General features: G+C 47.0%; 20 protein-coding genes. All 20 read right to left on the bottom strand.

Annotated features, from left to right (window positions below; translation table 11 throughout):
• Nucleotides 1–3 precede the first annotated feature (3 nt).
• The 20 genes from strainIA91_RS11505 to strainIA91_RS11600 all read right to left on the bottom strand — a co-directional run bounded on the left by strainIA91_RS11505 (nucleotide 4) and on the right by strainIA91_RS11600 (nucleotide 23,254).
• The gene (locus tag strainIA91_RS11505) at nucleotides 4–1,320 is read right to left on the bottom strand and encodes a hypothetical protein (RefSeq protein WP_400166951.1); all 1,317 of its coding nucleotides are present in this window, start codon (nucleotides 1,318–1,320) and stop codon (nucleotides 4–6) included.
• A complete protein-coding gene (gene mgrA / locus strainIA91_RS11510; RefSeq protein WP_400166953.1) occupies nucleotides 1,317–2,315 on the bottom strand; it encodes an L-glyceraldehyde 3-phosphate reductase in 999 nt (332 codons plus the stop codon). The genes strainIA91_RS11505 and mgrA overlap by 4 nt, the downstream gene beginning before the upstream one ends.
• A gap of 347 nt (nucleotides 2,316–2,662) precedes the next feature.
• Nucleotides 2,663–3,622: a D-2-hydroxyacid dehydrogenase gene (locus strainIA91_RS11515; RefSeq protein WP_400166954.1), complete on the bottom strand. Its 960-nt coding sequence runs from the start codon at nucleotides 3,620–3,622 to the stop codon at nucleotides 2,663–2,665.
• Between the two features lie 3 nt (nucleotides 3,623–3,625).
• Nucleotides 3,626–4,012 carry an FMN-binding protein gene (locus strainIA91_RS11520; RefSeq protein WP_400166955.1) on the bottom strand — a complete coding sequence of 129 codons (387 nt, stop codon included), beginning with the start codon at nucleotides 4,010–4,012 and terminating at the stop codon, nucleotides 3,626–3,628.
• On the bottom strand, nucleotides 4,009–4,782 hold the full coding sequence (locus strainIA91_RS11525) for an esterase/lipase family protein (protein WP_400166957.1): 774 nt from the start codon (nucleotides 4,780–4,782) through the stop codon (nucleotides 4,009–4,011). Before strainIA91_RS11525 ends, strainIA91_RS11520 begins: the two co-directional genes overlap by 4 nt.
• 112 nt (nucleotides 4,783–4,894) lie before the next feature.
• Nucleotides 4,895–5,986 carry a glycosyltransferase gene (locus strainIA91_RS11530; RefSeq protein ID WP_400166958.1) on the bottom strand — a complete coding sequence of 364 codons (1,092 nt, stop codon included), beginning with the start codon at nucleotides 5,984–5,986 and terminating at the stop codon, nucleotides 4,895–4,897.
• On the bottom strand, nucleotides 5,968–7,653 hold the full coding sequence (locus strainIA91_RS11535) for a capsule assembly Wzi family protein (RefSeq protein WP_400166960.1): 1,686 nt from the start codon (nucleotides 7,651–7,653) through the stop codon (nucleotides 5,968–5,970). The genes strainIA91_RS11530 and strainIA91_RS11535 overlap by 19 nt, the downstream gene beginning before the upstream one ends.
• Nucleotides 7,650–8,747 (bottom strand): glycosyltransferase, encoded by a 1,098-nt coding sequence (locus strainIA91_RS11540; RefSeq protein WP_400166961.1) that lies wholly within the window; start codon nucleotides 8,745–8,747, stop codon nucleotides 7,650–7,652. Before strainIA91_RS11540 ends, strainIA91_RS11535 begins: the two co-directional genes overlap by 4 nt.
• 3 nt (nucleotides 8,748–8,750) lie before the next feature.
• A complete protein-coding gene (gene glgB, locus strainIA91_RS11545) occupies nucleotides 8,751–10,937 on the bottom strand; it encodes a 1,4-alpha-glucan branching protein GlgB (protein ID WP_400166964.1) in 2,187 nt (728 codons plus the stop codon).
• Nucleotides 10,938–10,952: 15 nt separating this feature from the next.
• A complete protein-coding gene (locus strainIA91_RS11550) occupies nucleotides 10,953–11,504 on the bottom strand; it encodes an NUDIX domain-containing protein (protein ID WP_400166965.1) in 552 nt (183 codons plus the stop codon).
• A 179-nt stretch (nucleotides 11,505–11,683) separates the two neighbouring features.
• On the bottom strand, nucleotides 11,684–12,361 hold the full coding sequence (locus strainIA91_RS11555; RefSeq protein WP_400166966.1) for a phosphatase PAP2-related protein: 678 nt from the start codon (nucleotides 12,359–12,361) through the stop codon (nucleotides 11,684–11,686).
• A complete protein-coding gene (locus tag strainIA91_RS11560) occupies nucleotides 12,358–13,101 on the bottom strand; it encodes a glycosyltransferase family 2 protein (RefSeq protein ID WP_400166968.1) in 744 nt (247 codons plus the stop codon). The genes strainIA91_RS11555 and strainIA91_RS11560 overlap by 4 nt, the downstream gene beginning before the upstream one ends.
• Before the next feature lie 144 nt (nucleotides 13,102–13,245).
• Nucleotides 13,246–13,734: a tRNA (N6-threonylcarbamoyladenosine(37)-N6)-methyltransferase TrmO gene (gene tsaA, locus strainIA91_RS11565; protein WP_400166969.1), complete on the bottom strand. Its 489-nt coding sequence runs from the start codon at nucleotides 13,732–13,734 to the stop codon at nucleotides 13,246–13,248.
• A 419-nt stretch (nucleotides 13,735–14,153) separates the two neighbouring features.
• Nucleotides 14,154–15,152 carry a diaminopimelate epimerase gene (gene dapF / locus strainIA91_RS11570; protein ID WP_400166970.1) on the bottom strand — a complete coding sequence of 333 codons (999 nt, stop codon included), beginning with the start codon at nucleotides 15,150–15,152 and terminating at the stop codon, nucleotides 14,154–14,156.
• 39 nt (nucleotides 15,153–15,191) lie between these two features.
• Nucleotides 15,192–16,502, bottom strand: coding sequence for a M20/M25/M40 family metallo-hydrolase (locus strainIA91_RS11575; protein WP_400166972.1), 1,311 nt, complete (start codon nucleotides 16,500–16,502; stop codon nucleotides 15,192–15,194).
• A gap of 112 nt (nucleotides 16,503–16,614) precedes the next feature.
• Nucleotides 16,615–17,943 carry a glycine--tRNA ligase gene (locus tag strainIA91_RS11580; protein ID WP_400166973.1) on the bottom strand — a complete coding sequence of 443 codons (1,329 nt, stop codon included), beginning with the start codon at nucleotides 17,941–17,943 and terminating at the stop codon, nucleotides 16,615–16,617.
• Nucleotides 17,940–20,261: a type I DNA topoisomerase gene (gene topA, locus strainIA91_RS11585; protein WP_400166974.1), complete on the bottom strand. Its 2,322-nt coding sequence runs from the start codon at nucleotides 20,259–20,261 to the stop codon at nucleotides 17,940–17,942. The genes strainIA91_RS11580 and topA overlap by 4 nt, the downstream gene beginning before the upstream one ends.
• 65 nt (nucleotides 20,262–20,326) lie before the next feature.
• Nucleotides 20,327–21,199, bottom strand: coding sequence for a peptide chain release factor N(5)-glutamine methyltransferase (gene prmC, locus strainIA91_RS11590; RefSeq protein WP_400166975.1), 873 nt, complete (start codon nucleotides 21,197–21,199; stop codon nucleotides 20,327–20,329).
• 4 nt (nucleotides 21,200–21,203) lie between these two features.
• Nucleotides 21,204–22,265, bottom strand: a complete 1,062-nt coding sequence (gene prfA / locus strainIA91_RS11595; protein WP_400166976.1) for a peptide chain release factor 1 — start codon at nucleotides 22,263–22,265, stop codon at nucleotides 21,204–21,206.
• The gene (locus strainIA91_RS11600) at nucleotides 22,265–23,254 is read right to left on the bottom strand and encodes a DUF1385 domain-containing protein (protein ID WP_400166977.1); all 990 of its coding nucleotides are present in this window, start codon (nucleotides 23,252–23,254) and stop codon (nucleotides 22,265–22,267) included. Before strainIA91_RS11600 ends, prfA begins: the two co-directional genes overlap by 1 nt.
• Nucleotides 23,255–23,257 lie beyond the last annotated feature (3 nt).

Below are 23,257 nucleotides of genomic sequence, written 5' to 3' on the forward strand. Positions count from 1 at the left end.
GCCTTACTCTTCTCTCATCTTCCGAATGGAGGATGAAAACCATGGCAGATCATCCAGGGTAACCGGCTTATTTGATTTGTCCAGATCAATGACCATCCAGAACCCTTTTTGGATATTCTCTTCTTTCAGGCAATCAATCAATTTTTGCTGATGGCTGAATGTCCGGGTCCCACTCTCGTCATCCCACAATTCCAAAGCTGTAAGGCAGCCCAGAGAAGGTGTGAAGGGATACCAATCTTTCCCGGTATAGAAGTCGGGGTTGATGGTGGTCCCATGGGCAATAATTTCGCTTCGGCCGGCTTTGCCGGCATAATAGCTGGTATACACAGGAAGATAATCCCGCCACCGGGGAGGCAACACAGCCATGTAATCGGCCCGGTCCCACAGGGTATCGGGAGTGTTGCCATGAAAAAAATCAGCCGGTGATATTTCCCAGGGCATTTTCAAATCGACCACGGGTGTTGGACCGATAAAGACATTCTCAGACTGTGTGATTCCCTGCAGGGAATAGAGACCTTCCGGTGTATTTCCGTGTGTCACATACCCGGGTAAGCCGGAATTTGACCGCCCCAGGTGCCATACGGACCAGAGGGTCTGGCCTTCTTCCTTTTTCAGGCTTCCATCGGCAAGGCGACAAATCGTGACTCCCGGATAATCCCGGTTTTGCCTGAAAAAGGTGTAAAAAACCGGATAACCCTTTAGAAAATCCGGGGAAAGCAATTGATCAACCGGAGGCAGCTCGGGCCTGAAGTGCAGTTCCGCCCTGAACATTCCCAGAATGGGATGATTCGGCAGATGGCTGAATTTTTCTATCACGAGGTTTCTGATTTCCATCCCGGTCTGCAGATTAAACCGGGCACGATGCAGGTACAATGCTGCCATAACAAAGCGTTTGGGGTCCTTCTCCATCCGGAGAATGGACCGGACTTCCGGCACAAACTGCTCGGGATAAAGGCCGTAAGCCACTTCCAGCAACGACCGTTTCAGTTCATTATCCAGTGTTTCATAACGATCAAATGCTTTTTTAAGGGCTTTTTCCGCAACATCTGAGCGGTATTGGGCCAGCCCCATGGCCCAGCAGGCACCTTTCCATTCTTCCTCGTTGGAAGCCTCCGGGGCCTGTTGAATAACTGCCAGGATGGTTGAATCGATGAGGGTTTTCCGGAAGGTATCACGATGTTCCGCCAGGGTTCTTTCCGCATACGGCTCCCGGGGAATCAAGAAAAAAACTGCCAGAATTATAAGAAGAATAACGGCTCCGCCCATGATCAAAAGCAATCGACCTGGAGATTTAACAGAAACAAGAGGATTCTTTTTCATGCTTTGTCTTCCAGAATCTGATCGATTTTTTTCAGTTCTTCTTGCGAAAATTTCGTGTTTTTTGAAGCCTTAAGGGCATCATCAATATGTGAAACTTTCCGGGCGCCGATGATAGCAGTGGTTACTTCCGGCCTGCGAAGGACCCAGGAAACCGCCATTTGAGCCATGGTCTGTCCACGGCTTTCGGCAATTTTGCTCAACGCCTGTACTTTATTCAGCATCTCTTTTGTGATATTTTCGGGTTTTAGAAATCCTTCCGGTCTGCCGGCCCGGGACTCTTCCGGGATACCGTTCAGATATTTCCCTGTTAACACACCCTGTTGAAGAGGAGAAAATACCGCGCATCCGATCCCTTTGGACCGGAGAACATCAAAGAGTCCCTTTTCGATATCGCGGTAGAGCATATTGTATTTTGGCTGGTGTATCCGGCAGGGTGTCCCCAAATTGGACAGTACTTCGGCGGCTTTCTGTGTTTCTTCGGGTGAATAGGAGGATATGCCGACATAGAGGGTTTTGCCGCTTCTGACAATCTGATCCAGCGCCATCATGGTTTCTTCCAGGGGTGTTTCAGGATCCGGCCGGTGGTGGTAGAAAATATCCACGTATTCCAGGCCCATCCTTTTCAGACTTTGATCCAGACTGGCAATAAGATATTTCCGGCTTCCGCCATTGCCGTAAGGCCCCGGCCACATGAGATAGCCCGCCTTAGAGGAGATCACCAGTTCATCCCGGCGACCCGCCAAATCTTCTTTGAGAATCCGGCCGAATGTTTTTTCGGCTGTTCCAAAGGCAGGACCATAGTTGTTGGCCAGGTCAAAATGGGTAATGCCGTTGTCAAAAGCATGCAAAATCAGCTTCCGTGCATTTTCATGGACATCCACACTGCCGAAATTGTGCCAGAGTCCCAAAGAGATCTGTGGAAGTTTCAAGCCGCTTTTTCCGCAAAAGCGGTACTCCATTTTTTCATACCGCTCGTCGTAAGGCAGATAATTCATAGCATGCTCCTTCTTTTGAGTTCATGGTGTTCAATTGCTGCTGCGCAGCGTTTTCAGAAGTTAGAAGTTGGTAGATGTAGGGACAGGCTGCGGCCTGTCTGAAGTTAGCGTCGCGTCGCTCCTGGGACTTCAGTCGAAAGTCGAAAGTCGAAAGTCGAAAGTCGACAGTCGGCAGTTGGCAGTCTGTAGCGAAGACTGGGAACTTTTTCAGCTCCTCCGTCCATTGACGCATCCATCCAATCTCGTCACGCATCACGCGTTACGCGTTACTGCCTTGCTCTTTTTTCACAGGGCAGGCAATCAAATCAATCTCTCCAATTTCTTCCCATCACTCCCCCGTTCTATCGTCATGGCGTCACAACATGAACTGCTTTCCCGTTTAAATAGGCTTTTAAATTTTCAACTGCCGTTTTCAAAAGTCGTTCACGGGCAGAACGGGTAGCCCAGGCAATGTGTGGGGTGATGAAACAGTTGGGAATGCCGATCAAAGGATGGTCAGCCGCCGGAGGTTCCTGGTCCAGAACATCCAGGCCGGCCCCCCGAATTACCCCGTTTTTCAGGGCTTCTGCCAGATCCGGGCTTTTTATAAGTCCACCCCGGCTTGTATTGACCAGAAAGGCTGATTTCTTCATCTTTTTCAGGTGATGAATATCCACGATTTCGTGTGTTTCCGGTGTCAGTGGACAATGGAGGGTGAGGATATCACTTGATTTGAAAAGGGTATTGATTGAAACGGCCTGCCATGATATCGGGACAGAGGAGAGAGATTGTGTATCGTGATAGATGATATTCATCCCGAAACGATGACCGATTTCCGCCACAGCCTTGCCGATACGTCCAAGTCCCAGAATCCCCAGCGTCAGTCCCTCCAGTTCCGTCAGGGGGTGTTCCCAATAACAATAATCCGGAGCTTTCGACCAGTTTCCTGATTGCACACTTTGGATGTGGTCGGCAAGACGATATACCAGATTAAGGATATGGGCAAAGGTCATTTGGGCGACAGACCGGGTTCCGTACGTGGGAACGTTCGTTACTGTTATCCCCCTTTCCGCCGCCGCTTTCACATCAACGCTGTCGTACCCGGTGGCCAGTACTCCCACATATTTTAAAGCAGGCAGTTTTTCAAAAACGGACCGGCTCAACCGGGTTTTATTGGAGAGGATGACTTCTGCACCTTCTGCCCGTTTCACAATTTTCTCTTCCGGTGTCCGGTCATAAATGGTCACATCCCCCAAGGCCTGTAAATCCTTCCAGCTTAAATCCCCGGGATTGAGAGTATGTCCTTCCAAAACAACAATTTTCATCATCTGCTACTCCATCGCGGGCAACAATGCATTTTCAACGGCTTTGAGCAGGGCTTTACTTGTTGTCGTGGCACCGGTGACGGCTTCTACATTTGTTTTCTGTTCCTTTACAACTTTTTCAAGCACCCCTTCTGCTTTTTTTGCATAGTCCGAGGTTCTGTTTTGAAGCACGCGGATACCGGTAATCTGATGGTTTTCCACCAGGACTTCAACGGCATACTCAAAATTGCTATAGGTAAAACGTCCTTCATACCGGCCATCGGGAATCGCCTGCAGGGGAATGGGTTGAATCTCCATCGTCCGGACTTCGGTTAGTTCCTTCCGGGCACAGGATGTCAAAAGCAAGAACAGAACCATCAGCCCACTGAAAAGATACATGCGAAAAAATTTCATTTGCTCTCTCCTTGTTTTAATAATTCCGGAATATTTTCCAACCTTTTTCCCAGGTTGAATTCCTGATCCATAAGGGTTGAGTCAAAACGTCCGGTCCGGAAGAAGGCATCTGCCTGAACAAAGGTTTCTTTACTGAAAAGAAGGCCGGTATGGACCTGGGGGATAATCATAAAGTCGGCATACCCGGGCAATTGGGTTTCAACGACCCGCACCTTGCCATCATCGTCCCCATCCAAAAGGAGACTGAATCCGATTTCATTCTTCATCCCGCCGGCAATGATGGCAAATTCACAGGAGGGGGGAGGCAGATGTTTATAGTGGGCATGTATATTGGATAATCGCAACTCCTGTCCGGGTATATCGGTCCACCAGCGGTAGAGGGGGATTTTACTCCACAGGTCGGCAGATTGTGCTCCCTGATTGGGCGGGGCGACCATCAGCCACCGGTAAATGGGGATTTCCGGATGGGCATGATGCATTTCCCGGGCCACCAGATTTCCCATGCTATGGGTGATCAGTAAAATAGTATCCTGCTTTGTCTGGGCTTTAATCCATGTCGCCAGATCTTCTCCATGTTCACGGATTGTTTTTTCCGTGGAGGGGTAGAAAAAGTTGAGTGTTTCATATCCGGCCTGGTTCAGGCGCCATTCCAAAAGAGCGAAGACTTCCGGAAAACCCAGAATACCGTGGACCAGGATCACCGGGTAGCGGGTGGGGTCGGGATTGTTCCCCTGCAAAGGCATAATAATCCCCAGAAGGGTCAAAATCATGATCAGTAACTTTTTGCACCATTTTTTTTGCATTGTGGCAATACCTTCAACACTTTTTAAACCTCGACCTTTATACTCTCAATAAGGCATCAGAAGTTTCCAATGATTTATTTTATACAGGCTTTTTTCTTTTATTTATCAGGGCGGCAGATGTAAAAACATAGAGGGGATAAACAGGTGCCAGCAGGGGATACCAGAAGGCAAGATACTTAAAACCAAACCGCTTCCCGGCAAGCATGATTCCCGTCCATTCCAAAATTGTTTTAATCAAAAGAGAACCAGCCCATATCAAAGGGGGCAGGGTAAACATGGCAATTGGAACAGCGCCATAATACATCAGAATAAAGAGTCCAACTCCTTTATAGAAAGGTGCCAGGTGATAAATCTGGCCACTCTTTTTCAGTTGCTGTACAAGAAATTTCCGCGGCTTATTCTTAATTTTCGTTTCGACAAAACTTTCAGGATGAATCGCATGGCGGAAGGGCCGTTTTGTCTTAAGCCAAATATCCCGTGTCAGGAAAAAATCATCGCCTGTCGTGATTGAACCTGAACTTTCATAGCCATTCACCTCAAAAAAGAGACGGCGACGGAATGCCAGGTTTCGGGCTGATGAATAAGGGGGAATATTCCAATAAGCACCTGCTGTCTGGACCGCAACCTTTGCAAGCTGATCAAATTCAAGGAATCGGTGCATAAGCCCGGAGCCTTTTTCTATCGACGGAAACCCCATAACCATGCCCGTCTCTTCATCAAAACAATTTATCATCCGCCTTACCCACTGAGAACCCGGACGGCAATTGCTTTCCGTGAGCAGAATAATCTCTCCATTCGCCACTCCAACGGCCTGTGTAATCGCATTTTTCCGTCCTGTTAACCCTTCTTCACGGTCATAAATAAGGACAGGACGTATCCGTTTATTTTTCGCAGTACTCTTTTGTATTTCAGATACAATTTCACGATCCGAACTTTCAGTCACCAATAATATTTCCAGAAGGGTTTCCGGATAATCTAAACGTATCAGGGCTTCTATCAAACCAGGAAGGTTTTCTTTATCATGATCAATACAGACAATGACTGTTGCACTCAGCTCGCTTTTTCCCTGGCATATTTTTTCTTTTACCAGGGCCGCAATCACCAAACAAATGAACACAAAATAGATACCTGACAAAACAATAAAGGACATCATCAGTGTTTCACCTGCCATTCCAATCGCCCATAATGAGTCATATCACCTTCATTCCATTGCGGTTGCCATGAAATATTTAACCACATATTATTTAGCATTTGATACTGCCATTCAACATGAAGTGACATTATCTTTTCAACATCCCCCATAAGATTTTCTGTTTTATAATCGTACCCTTTATTTCGCTGATAGTAGTTTTGGTTTGCATCACTACCGATAGGATAATAATCCGGGTGGCTTTCAGGAAGAAGCTCTTTCCCTTTCTTTACAGACTGGAAAGAAAATATAAAGGATTGGGCTGAAGTCAACCATCCTCGAACACCCAGGGTATACACCCGGGAATTTGGTCCTGCAAAAAACCCCAGACAATCCCCTTTATGAGTAAAGGTATTCACATCTTTGTAATGAGTATAGGTCCAGGGTCTGACCTGTGACCGCTCAAAGAAAAATTCTCCACCCGAAATGACGGGAAGAGAAATATTCAACCCGATTTGTGTCCCATGTTTATTGCCCCACCACTGTGTACCCAATTCCCTGAAATCCAGTTCATCCAGAAAGAAATTTCCGTGAATTTTTATTCCCCGGACAGGTTGCCACTGTGCTTCAAAACTCATAAGTACATTGTCTCGATCATCAAGGTTGTGTTCTGCAGACCAAATAAATGCAGCAGGAATAAAATAGGTCCATTCCATATTGCGTAACCCATATACGACAAATTCAGAAAAAGCAAAAGAGAGATTTTTCCGGGGATACATTTCAAGTCTGTGCCCGGCTATATATTTTTCGGGATAGATTCGTGAATGCCCATCCTCACTCAGGGTATACTTTGCATTAAGCAGGCTTCCGTGGAAAAATGTAAAACGGGATCGGTAAAAATATTTTTGCCACATCATGTAAGGAAAGGGAGCCGTTTCTCCGGATAAGGTCATAGAATTTTCACCATAGCCCCAACTCAGGAAATCATTACCCAGAGTAAAAAGACCCGCCTTCGTATTCAGTTGTATATAACCCATTGCATTATCAAAGGTAGCAAGAGAGAGTACTGAATCCGTATGGGTATAATATCTTCGACTTTCGACCGGATCCTCCATAAATCCATCTTTGAAGGTTTGACCATAGGCCATGGCTTCACCAAAGACACTGACATTGCCCATTTGCGCAAATCCCCTGAAACCTACATGACCTGAGAATCGAAACAACTCGTTTTTGTTCTCAAGGCGAAGCAGTCCATCGCCCTGGAGAAAGAGATATTCATCCTCCGTTTCAAACAGAAACAGGTAATCCGGTTCACTGATAATGGAGCGTGAGACTTTTCGTTGAAGATCTTCCCGGATATGGAGAGGAAACGCATGGACGCTGTCTTCTTCAGCCAGGCGTGGATGTTTCAGGTCTGATAACTCCGGGCGGTACCTGTTGACCAGCATCTGGAGGATCTCCCGTTCTGTCCCGCTAAGTCTGCCGGTTTTTTTCAAAAGTGTTTTAAGATGTTCCGCCACATCACTTTTTATCCAGGGCCGTGTCGCCGGAAGGGGGGAGTCCAGAAGTCCCCGCGTTTCCATGGCCAGCAGAAACGGATATTCAGGATTCTCTTCAGGGACATGCATCTGTGTACCCCACAGTGTTTGAACCCCCAGGCCGAAAATGATAAGAGAAAACCATAATCCAAGCCGGCAACATGTCGTCATCTTTTCATCCTCTCTTTAGGCCACTCACGAATGGCTTCGTCCAGCCAGTCCGTTCGGTTGAACCATTGGCTCAGATCCGGTGGATGATATGCCCTGGCTGCTTTCACATTGTTTACAAGGTCCAGCTCATCCTGCCTGACAGCATAAAACCAACCACGTTTATGATACAGTTCCGCCTGATATTCCTGTTCACTTTGTCCGGGAGTGGGTACCATGACCGCCTTTTTCCCCAGCCGGACCAAATCCATGGTGGATGTATACCCGGACCGGCATATTACCATCCGGCTCCGGTTTATTAAAAGATTTATTTCGTCTCTCTCCGCCAGACCCAAAAGGGTTATATCTTCCACATTCGCCGGAAAATGACCGTCAATTCCACGGACAAGGACTTTTTTCCCCGGCAATCGGGACATTTGCTCAAGAAGTGTGTTTTCCAGCAGGGTCCTCATTGGTTCGGGTCCGGATAATATGGCCAACAGATCAATGTCTTCATCGACCTTTTGGGGTATCAGGTCTGACCACAATCCCATAAACCGGACTTTGGGATGTGTGCTTAGGGGATTGTCATGGGTAAGAGATCCGGACAGGTTTTTCTCAGGATGTGGGGAATCCAGGGCCCAGATCCCCGTAAATCCGTTAAAAACAATTCGGTTGAATATAATACTCAGGGGTTCAATATGGCGGATTGGCATATGAAAACGTAATTGATGGGTTATCAGGTAAGAAGGTATCCGCCGGTCCCAAACACCATACCGGTTATCGGAAATGATGCGATCAATTTTTAGGTGTTTCACCAGATTTTTGGTCAGACGGTGTTCCCGCTTCATACCTGCCAGCATTTTTACTGCCTGTATTCCCAGGGAAAGGGGCATCAGGATTTTATATTTTGTATAACGGATACGGGCATCTTTCAGGGGAATACAGAGATTCTGGGGAAAACGCCGTCTCAACAGAACCATGGCCTGGCCATCTGCGGCCAGAATGACCTCATGGTGCCGGTTAAGAAATTCAATCAGGGGAAAAGCGTGAATGGTGTGCCCGTATCCCCAGTTCAAAACGGCATAGAGAATACGTTTCCCTTTCTCTTCCGTCATCAGCTATTGTATCCGTTTAAAAATAACCATTCCCAGTGGGGGGAGACCGAAACGGATGGAGTGGGGGCGGCCATTCCAGGGGACTTCCTCACTCACGTGTTCACTGTTTCGGATCACACCGCTTCCGTAGTAAATCATGGCATCAGAATTAAAAATCTCCCGGTATTTTCCGGGATTGTGGACCCCTGTCCGGAATTCGAAATACGTTTCAGGCGTAAAATTACAGATAAAGAACAGGTCATTGGCCGGATCCTTCCCATGCCGTATAAATGAAATAACAGACTGTTCGGCATTGTTGGCGTCGATCCATTCAAAGCCATCGGGTCGGGTATCCCATTCCCAGAGAGCCGGTTCACTTAAATAGAGCTTATTCAAATGTTCCAGATACAGCCGGGCATTTTTATGGGGTTCCCATTGCAACAATCGCCAATCAAGCCCTTCTTGGTCGTTCCATTCGTGCCAGGGAGCCAGCTCCGATCCCATAAAGAGGAGTTTTTTCCCCGGATGACCCGTCATAAAACCCAGCAGTAATTTAAAATTGGCAAATTTCTGCCAGTCATCCCCCGGCATTTTGCTTAGAAGTGCTTTTTTCCCGTGAACGACTTCATCATGGCTCAGAACGAGAATATACTTTTCCGAATAGGCATAGAGCATGGAAAAGGTGAGTTCATTGTGGTGGTATTTCCGGTAGATGGGATCTTTGGACATATAACTGAGGAAGTCATTCATCCATCCCATATTCCATTTATAGGTAAAACCAAGACCGTTTTCCTGCACGGGTTTTGTCACACCGCCCCAGGCTGTGGATTCTTCGGCGATAATCAGAGTGTCGGGGAAGTATTCATGGAGGACGGAATTTGTGTGTTTTAAAAATTCGATGGCTTCCAGGTTCTCGTTCCCGCCGTATTTATTGGGAATCCATTCCCCTTCTTTCCGGCTGTAGTCCAGATAGAGCATGCTGGCAACCGCATCGATCCGTAATCCATCAGCATGGAATTCCTTCAGCCAGTACACTGCATTGGCCAGCAGGAAATTTTTCACCTCATTCCGGCCGTAATTGAATATATAGGTCCCCCAGTCCGGATGCTCGCCCAGGCGCGAATCTTCATGTTCATACAGGGCGGTCCCGTCAAATCGTGCCAGGGCGAAATCATCTTTTGGAAAATGGGCCGGTACCCAGTCCAGAATAACTCCGATATGGTTTTGATGGCAGACATCAATGAAATATTTCAGATCATCGGGGGTTCCGAAGCGGCTGCTGGGTGCATAATAGCCGGTGACCTGATATCCCCAGGATCCGTCAAAAGGGTGTTCCATGACCGGTAAGAATTCAATGTGTGTAAAGCCCATCTCTTTTACATGGGGCACCAATTCATGGGCCAGTTCCCGGTATGTATACCAGCTGCCATCCTCCTTGATGCGCCAGGATCCGGGATGGACCTCGTAAATATTCAATGGCAAAGTACGGGTTTGTCTACCCATACGATCTTTCAGCCATGAATCATCTTTCCAGTCATGGGTGGATTGGAAAACGATGCAGGCATTTTCAGGTCTTTTCTGAAAATATTGGGCATAGGGATCGGCTTTCACGCGGAGTGTCCGGTTCGCCGTAAAAATCTCAAATTTATAGAGAACGCCGGCCCTGGCTTCCGGAATAAAAATTTCCCACACGCCGGAATTTCCCATAGCCCTCATCTGATGATAACGGCCGTCCCAGCGGTTGAAATCTCCAACCACGCTTACACGTCGGGCTGTCGGAGCCCAAACGGCAAAGCGCACACCGGGAATCCCGTCGTGAACACAGGTGTGGGCGCCCAGTTTTTCATAGACAAAACGGTGGTCTCCCTTGTTAAACAGATACAGGTCGTCCTGGCTGATCGTGGGTGTAAACTGATACGGATCCACATAATCATAGCTGCTTCCATCCGGATATGTAGCATGAATCCGGTAATGGAAAAAATGCTTCACCCGGATTTCCGTCTGCCAGAATCCCTCTACATCCATGGGAGAAAGAGGATAGGCGGTTTTTCTTCCATCCAGACGCTGAACGGACACTTCTGCTGCGTCCGGCACAAAGACACGGATTACTTTTTTAACCGGTGAAACGGCGTGGATCCCAAGAACGTTGTGAGGATCGTGAAAATCCCCTTTTAAAATATTGACCAGTTTTTGATTGAGTGTCTGTTTCATATATCAGTACTCCCCTTAAATCCGGGTTTCAGAACGACGGTTTTCATAACTTAATAGAATGGCTGCTACAGATTTTGCATCTGTTATCTCTCCCCTCATCACCATTTGGCGGGCTTCTTCGAAGGGTACATGAAAAATTTCAAGAAATTCATCGTCATCCCGTTTCACTTCCTGACGTGACAGGCCATGTCCTTCATAGAGATAGATGACTTCATCGGTATACCCGATTCCCGGATGTGTTTTCCCCAGGTACCGGAGTTCCCGACAGGTATAACCCGTTTCTTCCAGCAATTCCCTGCGGGCTGTTTCCTCCAGGGATTCTCCGGGATCAATTTTTCCGGCGGGACACTCGATAAAAACCTGATTGGCAGGATATCTGAACTGTCTTTCCAAAACAACATCCCCATCCTCCAAAAAGGGGAGAACAACCACAGCCCCGGGATGGCGGATATACTCCCGGATGCTGGTTTTGCCATTCGGAAGTCTCACCTCATCCCGGTGAACCTTTAACAGACACCCCTCATACACCAGCATTCCGGATATTTTTTCTTCTTTCAGTAACGTCATGAAAACCTCATGCTTCAGACATAAAATGTAAAGAAACCCCTGTAACAAACAAAGGAGTTCTGTCCGGATCTATCATGTCAGGGTCCATGAATGGATCCTCACTATTTTAAGAAAAAAGATTTATAAAAGGGGAATCATATCATACCGGTTTTGTTGAGTATACACCTGTGAGGGGAAAATCAGATAAAACGGGGTTGTATATGCTTATCCGCAAAACTTTTAATGGCATAGGCAAAGAAAATTCCTGACAGCACATCGATACTGTAATGACCTCTGGAGATAAAAAGGGACGCGATAATCACACAGAGGGAAAAGAGGATCAGCCCTTTGTAGACCCTGTCCCGGGTCATCAAAACATAGATAAAACTGATACCCGTATGCCCGGACGGATACACGCCCAGTTCAAATTTGGAAAATCCGTTGAAAAGCCCTTCCGTTCCGTCAAACATGGCCGGGTGTCCCAAAGGGGTCAGGATGATGAACATTCCCCTCACCAGATGAAACATCCCGCATAAAAGCAAAACATAAGGTATTCGATGATATTGATTTTTATGCACTACATACGCGATAAAAATCAGAACGGAAACAATGCTGAAATAATCATACAAAAAATCCACATCCCAATAGGGGATATTATCCAGGATAAGATCTGACAGGGCCGGCAGGGATCTTCCATGGCTGACATATTTCCTTAGATAGGTTTGTGAAAAGAAATTCAGGCGGATACCGGCTAAAAGGGTCAGGAGTCCGATATAAAAAGACTTTCTGACCACCAGGGAATGGAGCCCAATCACCATATTATCCCATGTTTTTTTAAGAGGACCCTTTTCTGATGTGTTATTTTCTGATTGCTTCATTTTTCGTGCAACTCGTATGTATATGTGATTTTATTCCTGGGAATCTCTTTTCCGGTGATCATCCGGTACAGATGTGATTTAATATACTTCAACATGAGGGGTATCCCTCCTTCGGCTTTAGCCCGCCGGTCTGTTGTATAGAAAAAGGCTTTAAGAATAAGATATTTTAAGCCTTGGGTTTTTACTGCTTTTTTCACATAGTGGCAATCTTCGCAAATTCCCAGGGACTCGTCAAATCCACCGATTCGGTCATGGATATCCTTTGTAGAAAAAAGGCAGGCACCATAGGCAGAAAGATAGCGGGGATAGAGAAGTATCATAAAGAAATTCAAAAAATGAATGCCAAAACGGGAGAGGGGGTGATTTTCGGCGATACGTGCCCGGCCACTTGCCAGGTCTGCATGTTTTCTATCTATTTCTGCAAGGGATTTTTCCAGAAAATCAGGGGGTAATATGGTATCGGAATCCAGGAAAAGCAGTCGGGGATAATTGGCAAGAGCTGCTCCTTTATTTCTGCCGGTGGCCGGGCCGGGGGTATCATCCAGCAGAAGATACGAGAACTCCGGGAAGGCATGTTTATATTTCATGGCGTATTCTTTTGTTCTGTCCGAGCTGTGACTATCCACAATAATGATTTCAAAGGACTTAAAAGATTGACGCGATAGAGAACGGAGTAATTTCGGCAGAAATTTTTCTTCATTATGGGCGACAATAATGATGCTGAGTTTATCCTCTTTCATCTTTCCGTTTCACTTGAATGATTAGTGGGTAGGTGTCCCCGACAAATTCTGGAAAAGATAAGAAGAGTTTATCCGACAAAAAAACAAAAAAGAGGGAAGAGAGAAATGAGAGGGGAAACCCTGTTATCATTCTCGCGCTCTTTTCTATAGAAACCGTTCATCATCCTTTGTACCGGATAGTTTGTACACATTCTTTTCCAGCCACCCGACGCGGACATTTTCTTTATCATCAAACGGCGGTACATAGGGTTTAATATCCAGGAGAGGGGTTCCATCAACAATATCCACATCGCTTACATGCAAAATATTCTTCTCAATAGAGTTCAGTTTAAGGATGGAAATGCCAACGGGGTTGGGACGGGCAGGTGCACGGGTTGCAAACACACCGTGTTCTGCAGTATCCATAAATGGTTTTACCTTTAAGGAGTATGACTTTGATAAATGAAAATAGTACAATACTATAATGTGTGAAAATTCTTCCAAATCCTGAAGCCCTTCAGAAAATATAGGATTTAAAACGATTTTTCCCTCTACTCCTTTTGCGCCGGCAGGTTGGATGGGAGTTCCTTTGGGTTGTTTGTAAGGAGAGTGGATCGTTCCAATGGCTTGAAAATGAATGGTTTTATCTTTCATGAGTGCGTATCCGTCTTTTCATCTTTTACACATTAGGAAATTACAGGACAATTTAAAAGCTCTCTTTTTCCAAGAGTACTGGTAAACTGTGTTGATTTTTTAAAATCAATTTCTTTATAAGTTTTTTAAACTTTTTTGAAACAGGATTTTCATTCCCGGAATAAAACACACATATTATTAAACATTTAATACGTTAACCCGTAATAATAATATTTATAGTTTATGTTTAATGTGCTTCCCCCCGCCCCGGGGGTAAAATACACCGGTTAGAGACATCTGTCAAGCTTATATTATTATAGTTATATTCTTATGTGCGGGATTTTGATGCGGTTTGTCGGGACAAACTCTTTATATATCAATAAGCGAATCAAACACTGATGTGGTTTGAAAATAATCTCTTTCACTTTTTCTATGGGAATTCAGGGAAGACATTCGCTGCTGAGTTTCCCCTCACAGATTTTAACCACCGGTGCGGTCATGGTGAGTGATGAATCTTCATGGATTTGGATGTGTATCACTCCGCCGGGGACATGCACATTTACATCGTTGCCACAAAAACCAAGTCGATAGGCCACCGTAGCGGCGGCACAGCTGCTGCTCCCGGAGGCCATGGTATATCCGACTCCCCGCTCCCATATTTCTATGCGAATATTTCTCTCATCCAGGGGGGACATGAACTGAACATTGGTTTTGTGTGGAAAAAGAGGATGGGGTTCAATCAGGGGGCCCCAGGTTTTCGCCAGGTCCGGTGATAATTCTTTTGGATTTTCAATGAACACAACACAGTGTGGATTCCCTACCGTTACGGCAGAGATTCTGAACTGCCGGTTTTCAATCTCCAACACTTCATCCAACATTTCACGAGATTCGCCCCGGACCGGGATCACATCACTTCGCAGGCTGGCTTTTCCCATTTCCACGCGAATAAGTCCGTTCTCCCGTAAAACCTGTGCCGTCACAAGTCCACCTTTTGTCTCAATGGTGACGGGATCATGCTGTATATATTCCATATCGAAGAGATAACGGGTAAAAATACGGAGTCCGTTGCCGCTTTTTTCAAACTCGCTACCATCTGGATTATACATCCGCACCCGGAAATCGGCAGTATCAGAGGTGAGGGGACCGTGAAGCAATCCATCCGAGCCCACCCCGTAATGAGGATTGCACACACGCCGGACAAACTCCGGGGAAAACTGTCCCTCCGGCAACTCTGGTCCCATCACGATGTAATCATTACCCAAACCGTGATACTTTTTGAATTGAGAGTTTAGAGTAGTTAGAGTAGAGAGTAAAGAGTTGGAGTTCTGAGTGGGGAGTTCTGGGTGCTGATTGGCGGAGATATTTTGAGAATCATTTTTATCAGATTTGCTACAATTATTCATCGTTTTATCCTGTTCCATTCGTGTGGGCGGACACATGGGGTCGCCCTTACTCTGGGCGGACACATGGGTCCGCAGCTACTTTAAAACCATCATTTTTCTCGTCTGCACAACCGGTCCGGCAGTAAGGCGATAAAGATAGACACCTGAGGCCAGGTTTCCGGCATTAAAAGGAACTGTATATTTTCCGGGTTCGTGGTGTGAATGGATCAAACGGACTCTCTCACGTCCCTGGATATCGTAAACGGTAATCCGGACATTTCCCGCCGCAGGAACCGTATACTCAATAGTCGTGGTGGGATTAAAGGGGTTGGGATAATTCTGTTCCAAAACATAATTTTCCGGGACACGGGCTCCTGGGATTGAAGTCACCCGTCCGGTCAGATCGGCCGCCAGTCCCAGGTTCATCTGGGTCACTTTTTTCACAAGCCCCAGATTCACGGACCCCAGTGTATCATAAGAGGTATGATAGAGATAATTGCGCGCATAATAGGTTGCAGTCGTCCATGGTGGCGCATTTTCAATCATGAGGATCGCCGGATACCCTTGTTCCCAAAAACGGTCATGATCGCTGTAAGTGGCATAGGGATAAGGCGGCTGATTCATGATGAGTCCAATGTCATACAATTCATTAATATCCGCGGACCGGAGCCCAAGCCATTCGGAATTGTTGTTGGATACAATCGCTGTATAATCATATTTTGTATTATAACCAATCATATCGATGGATACGGCGCCGAGGATTGTGTGTTCTTTTTCCCTGGCTGTTGATGCAAAACGATAACTCCCCTGGTGCCCCGATCCAAAGGTTGGGTTGGATTCTTCGGCGGCAAAGGCAACCAGGACAATGCCGTACTCTTCTGAAAAATGAAAGGCGGAATCGGAGAGAATCCGGGCGATTTCCAGAATAGCCGCCACGCCGGTTGCGTTATCATCGGCTCCGGGGGCTTTCAGTGTGTCCCAATGATTTTCCCATGCAGTGTTTCCCATCCGGCTGGCAGACGCATCGTAGTGGGCTCCCAAAACAAAATACCTTTCCAGCTCACCTGTTCCCTTAATCCAGGCTTCCACATTCATCAACGGATAGGTATTATAAGGCTCCCTGGCATGTTCTACATAAAAGGTGTCCAGCACTACAGAATCAACCTGTGTTTCATTGATCAAATAATCTGCGATATATACCCGGGCACTGTCCTTTCCGGGCGTGAATGTCACACGGCTTTCATGGCCGCCGGCATATTCCAGGTTCCGGATGTGCTCCTCAATGTTCTCTATTGAAACCGAATCCATCATGGATTGTATTTTCAAGAACAGGGAATCCTGGGCAAACCCTCGTGTTGTCAGGAGACATACACTTACAAAAAAACCGAACTGTTTAATCTTTTTCAATGGAATGCATTCCTATGGAACAGAGACATGAATTGTATATGTCTTCTGCCGGGGGTTAATATTGTTTCTCCTTCACCCCTTCATACCCTCCTGTCTTCGTACCCTCGTCTCTTCATCCCCTCGTACCCACTTTCTCTTCAAGTACTTGCTCCACCTGATCCAGAGAAACGCGGATTTGTTCCAGGGAATCACGATCCCGGAGTGTAACTGTGCGGTCTTCCAGGGTTTGGTGGTCAATGGTAATACAAAAGGGCGTTCCGGCTTCATCCTGTCGGCGGTACCGTTTTCCGATAGATCCCCCCGTATCATAGAATGCGGCGAATTTAAACCGGAGGTCTTCATAGAGCTTCCGGGCAACTTCGGGCATCCCATCTTTGTTAAAGAGAGGAAAGATGGCAACTTTAAACGGCGCAACGGATGGGTGGAGGCGCATTACCACACGGTCATTTTCTTCATCTTCCCAATAGGCATCTGCCAGGAGAGTCAAAACCGTACGATCCACTCCCGCAGATGTTTCAACCACGGCTGGAATGATTTTCTGTCCCCGGTTATCCTGATCTACATAATGGAGTTTTTTCCCGCTGAGGTTAATATGCTGGGTCAAATCATAAGTCCCGCGGTCGGCAATACCTTCCAGCTCGGAAAATCCATAGGGAAACTCATATTCCACATCATAACAGGCCGTGGAATAGTGGGCCAGTTCATCTTCGTCATGGGCTCTCAGACGGAGTTTTTCCGGTGTAATTCCCAAAGACCTGAACCAATTCAGCCTTTCCTGTGCCCAGTATTCAAGCCACTGGGTATTTTCGCCGGGACGGATAAAGTATTCCATCTCCATCTGTTCAAATTCGCGCGTGCGAAAAATAAAATTCCCTGTTGTAATTTCATTCCGGAACGCTTTCCCGAGCTGGGCAATCCCAAAGGGGAGTTTTACCCGGTTGGATGACACCACATTGTCAAAATTCACAAAAATACCCTGGGCGGTTTCGGGTCTTAAATAAATTTCCTGTGCGCCTTCTTCCGTGGATCCCAGAAAGGTTTTAAACATCAGATTGAATTGCCGCGGTGCCCCCAATTCTCCCTGACATTCCGGACACTGTGTGCTTCCCTCGGGCAGATGGTCCTGGCGAAATCTTCGGCGACACTTCCGGCATTCCACCATGGGATCGTGAAAATTTTCCACATGTCCCGAAGCTTCCCAAACTTTGGGATGCATAAGAATCGCCGCATCCATGCCTACCACGTCTTCCCGGGCTGTGACGATATCCCTCCACCAGCGGTTTTTCACATTTCGTTTGAGTTCCACACCCAGGGGACCATAATCATACACCGCGTTGATCCCGCCGTAAATTTCACTACTTTGAAATAAAAATCCCCGGCGGCGGCTGAGGGCTACCAGTTTTTCCATCAAGGGATAGGACATGGGCTTTACAGACGTCATGAATGTTTTTTTCCTTTCCGTTTTCCGGATTTCTTTGCGGCACCGGCTTTGATCAGTTCGTGACATTGTTCGAGTGTCAGGGTTGCCGGATCCGTATTTTTCGGAATCGTTGTATTTTTTTTCTTATAGGAAATATAGGGACCATACCGGCCATTCAGAATTTTTAATCCCGGTTCTTCCGGAAATTCTTTGATAAGTTTATTTTTATCTTTTTCCCGTTTCGTTTCGATAAGCTCAACAGCCCTGTCCAGAGAGACGGAAAGGGGATCGTCCTCTTTTCCCAAAGAATAGAAGGTGTTTTTATGTTTTACATAGGGACCATAACGGCCGATATTTGCCGTTACCGGTTCCCCTTCATATTCACCAACAGTCCTGGGCAGCCTGAAAAGCTCCAGGGCTTCCTCCAAAGTAATCGATTCCAGGCTTTGATGATCCCGCAAACCGGCAAAACGGGGTTTCAAATCTTCATCTGCTTTCCCAATTTGAGCCATAGGCCCGTAACGGCCAATTTTCACAAAGACATCCCGGCCGCTTTCCGGATCTTTTCCCAGATAGCGTTCTCCTTTGAATTTTTCCGATTCTTTCATGGTTTTTTCAACATTTGCATGAAAGGGACCGTAAAAATCCCGGATCATGTCTGCCCAGGCCACACGGCCTTCGGCTATCCGGTCAAATTCCACTTCCACATCTGCCGTAAACCCATAATCCAGGATATCATCAAAATGTTTCATCAGGAACTGATTCACGACCTGGCCCGTATCGGTAGGAAAGAGCTTTTTCTTTTCGGCACCCTGGATTTCACTGCCGTTTTTTTCCAAAACCTTCCCGTTTTTGAGGATGAATATTTTGTAGTCCCGTTTCTCTCCGGGCCGGCTTTCATTTACCACATATTTCCGTTTCTGAATCGTGGAAATGGTGGGAGCATAGGTTGATGGACGACCGATGCCCAATTCCTCAAGCTTGCGGACCAGGGCTGCTTCCGAATACCGGGGCGGGGCTTTGGTAAAGCGCTCCCGGCCTTCCATGGTCTGAAGGATGAGTGTATCCTGTACTGTGAGTCTGGGGAGACCCGTCGTTTCCTCATTCGATTCATCATCCCGGGATTCCTGATACACCCGGAGGAAACCGTCAAAAAGAATGACCTGTCCCTTTGCTGTCAGCGTTTCTGAACGTGTGGATATATCGATGGTTACCTGGGTGTTCTCCAGTTTGGCCGGGGACATCTGGCTGGCAATCATCCGTTTCCGGATTAAATCGTATAAGCGCTGCTGGTTCCTGTCGCCCTGAATGGTTTCCCGGTCCAGATACGAGGGGCGGATGGCTTCGTGAGCTTCCTGTGCGGATTTGCTTTTTGTTGTAAAATTTCTGGGTTTTGAATATTCTTTCCCATACTGGGCTGTAATCAGCTCTTTGGCTGCACCGATGGCCATGGACGACAGATTCACCGAATCGGTTCTCATGTAGGTGATATAACCGGCTTCATATAATTGCTGGGCAACGGACATAGTCCGGGAGACGGAGAATCCCAGTTTGCGCCCGGCCTCCTGTTGAAGCGTAGACGTAGTAAAAGGAGGAGCGGGATTTTTTACGGCAGGCTTCCGAGAAATATCGCTGACTGTAAATTCAGCATCCAGGCAGTCTTCAAGAAATTTCTTTGCTTTTTCAGCCGCTGGGATTTTTTCCTGCAACTCGGCCGTAAAAACCTCATCTTCACGTTTTTCCGGATGGAATTCTCCTGTGATTTTAAAATAATTTTCAGGATTAAAATTCCGGATTTCATCTTCCCGCTCCACAATCAGGCGTACGGCCACACTCTGGACCCTGCCGGCAGAGAGAGCCGGTTTCACTTTTTTCCAAAGAACGGGGGATACTTCAAACCCGACCAGGCGGTCCAAAACGCGGCGTGCCTGCTGGGCATCCACCAGATTCCGGTCAATATGACGGGGATTCTCCAGTGCCGCTTCAATGGCGTGTTTCGTAATCTCATGAAACACAATCCTGTATGTTTTATCCGGATCCAGATCCAGAACGCGGCATAAATGCCAGGCGATGGCTTCACCCTCCCGGTCTTCATCAGAGGCTAAAAAGATCTTGTCTGCCTGGCCGACCTTCTCTTTTAAAGTCTTGATAACTTTCTTCTTATCCGGAGGGATGATATATGAGGGTTCAAAATTCCCCTCCACATTCACACCCATGCTTTTCGGCGGCAGATCCCGAACATGTCCCATGGATGCCACTACCTCGTAATCCTTACCCAGAAAGCGGCTGATGGTTTTTGCTTTGGACGGTGATTCAACAATGATCAGATTTTTACTCACCCAAACCTCCGTTTTATGAGGGCAAATTTACAAAAGTGATTCTGAATCGCAAATGTTCTCAGGCGTCAGGGGCGAAAAAAGCTTATAAATCGATCATCTTTTTGATAATCGCGATGAATTTCCAGGTCTCTATAGGCGTGAAAAATCTCCTGAACAGCCTCGCGTTGGGAAGGTCCTCCAAATTCCAGAACAGCCATTCCTCCCGGCACCAGCCACTCCTGAAACCTCCGGGCAAAATGCCGGTAAAAGGCCAGGCCGTCCTGTAGATCCGTCAATGCAAGGGGCGGTTCATAATATCCCACATTTTTCGGAAGCTGTTCCATTTCGTGTCCGGCAATATAGGGGGGATTACTGACAATGATATCATACGGCTCCGGCGCCTCCCAGTAAAAAATATCCTCCTGAATGATACCGATCCGGTTCATCAGATTATGAAAGCGGCAATTCTTTTTCAGGATATCCACTGCCTGAGGAGAGACTTCCAGCGCGTGAATACGGGCCAGGGGTAAATGTTTTGCCAAGGCAATGGCGATGGCACCTGTTCCACTTCCGATATCCAGAATGGAAAAGGGGTCGGTCCGCTTTCTGGCTACTGAAATGATATACTCTACCAGGCGCTCCGTCTCGGGACGGGGAATAAGGACATCCGGACTGACTGTCAGTTGAAAACCATAGAAATCTGCCTGTCCCACCACTTGTTGTACCGGTTGATGAGCGGCACATTGAAGTAACAAGGGTTTATATCGATTCAATTCTTCCCGGCTCATGGGCCGGTCAAAGTTCAGATATAAATCCACCCGGGACATTTTTAACACATGGGTCAGCATCCATTCCACGGCAGTGCGTGAATCCTCAATGCCCTTTTCTTGAAGATACTCAACGGACCAGCGCAAGAGATCCACTAAACGCCAGACTTTTTCTTGTGCATGTTCTGTCATGGAATCAGAGATTTTTAAGTTTTTCCATGTTATCTGCCAGAGTCAGTTCTTCAATGAGTTCATCCAGATCACCTTCCATCACCGCCGGAAGATTGTGAGCCGTATAGTTGATCCGGTGGTCTGTAATTCGCCCCTGGGGGAAATTGTAGGTGCGGATTTTCGCACTTCGGTCCCCGGTGGAAACCTGGGATTTCCGCTCTTCCGCGATAGATTTCTGCTGTGCTTCGGCCATTTCCGTATAGACCCGGCTATATAATATTTTCAGGGCTTTTTCTTTGTTTTTATGCTGCGAGCTTTCATCCTGGCAGGTGACCACAATTCCTGTGGGGAAATGGGTAATGCGGATGGCTGAATCGGTTTTATTCACATGCTGTCCACCATGTCCTGAGGCCCGGTATGTATCAATACGGATATCTTTTTCATCGATTTCCACATCCACATCATCCATTTCAGGAAGGACCGCCACGGTGGCTGCAGAGGTATGAATCCTGCCGGAACTTTCCGTGACAGGTACCCGCTGTACCCGGTGAACACCGGATTCATATTTCAATTTACTGTAGACACTCTGCCCGGTAATCAACATGGATATTTCCTTCAGGCCGCCGATTCCCAGCTCTGAAGAGGCCAGCACCTCCACCTTCCATCCCTGCCTTTCGGCATAACGGGTATACATCCGGTACAGATCAGCAGCAAACAGCGCTGCTTCATCGCCACCGGTTCCGCTTCGGATCTCCAGAATGGTATTCCGGTCATCATTGGGGTCTTTAGGGATAAGCAGGAATTTCAGATGCTCTTCCATGGATTCTTTTTCTGCCAGCAGGTCATCCAGTTCTTCCCGGACAATCTGCTTCAATTCGGCGTCATTCCCCCGGAGGATTTGTTCATCTTCGTGAATATGATCTAAAAGTTTTTCGTACTTTTCCGTCGCCTGAACGATGGGCTCTAAATTTTTCTGATCCCGTGTAAGCTGTTTATACCGTTCCTGATCCCGAAAAATATCCGGGTCTGCCAGCGTTTCCAGTATCTCATGATACCTGATTTTAATGTGTTCAAGTTTTTCTCTCATTAGTCAACTGCTTCGGCGATGTATTCTTTGCCGGTATAGGTATCCCAATCTTTGTCAAAGGCCGTTCTGAGGGCTGTTAAAGCACATTCAATCTGGCTGTCGTCCGGCTGGGATGTGGTAATGCGCTGGAGCCACAATCCCGGCTTGGTCATCCAGCCGATCCAGGGGTTATTCATGTGCCGGCTTGTCCACTTCAGAACCTCATAACCCACGCCCATCACCAGGGGAATCAAAGGCAGATGGACCAGAAGGCGGGTTGTCAAAGACATGGGGCCCTGAAAAGCCATGATCACAGAATCAATCACGGCATACATAAGGATCGCATTAATCAGAGTCACAAACAGAAAGCTGGTGCCGCAGCGGGGATGAAAAGTAGAAAAGGGCCGGATATTTTCAAGGGTCATGTCCCGTCCGTGCTCAAAGGCAAATACGGTTTTATGTTCCGCACCGTGATATTCAAAGAGACGTTTGATGTCCTTCATGCGGCTGATTAAAAACAGATAGACCAGAAAAAAGAAAATGCGAAAGAGTCCTGCCACCAGATTGAACAGCCAGGCTGTTTTTTCAATGGCGAAAACCTTCGTGGTCAGCCACAGGGGAAGAATGGCAAAAAGGCCAAGGGCCAGGGCAAAGGAAAAAAGCATGGTAAGCGTATTGTAGATCTTTTCCCAAAAGGCACTTGTCTTTTTATCCGGTTCAGGCATGGCATGATCCGCGGAAAACTGGAGTGTTTCCATGCCGATTTTCATGGACTCAAAGAGGGATACAATCCCCCGGATAATAGGAAATCCAAGCCATTTGACCCGTTTGGCTGCAGAAATAAATGGTTTTCGTTCCGTGATAATCGACTGATCCGGAATCCGCACGGCCGTTGCATAGGCGCCGGGGACCCTCATCATGACACCCTCGATCACCGCCTGGCCTCCCACAAGAATGGAAGATTTCTGAAGTATCAGAATCAGGCTCCGGGTGAACCGCCGGTATTTCATAGA

The sequence above is a fragment of the Candidatus Neomarinimicrobiota bacterium genome (genome assembly GCA_041154365.1).
Taxonomy (GTDB): Bacteria; Fidelibacterota; Fidelibacteria; order Fidelibacterales; family Fidelibacteraceae; genus Fidelibacter; species Fidelibacter multiformis.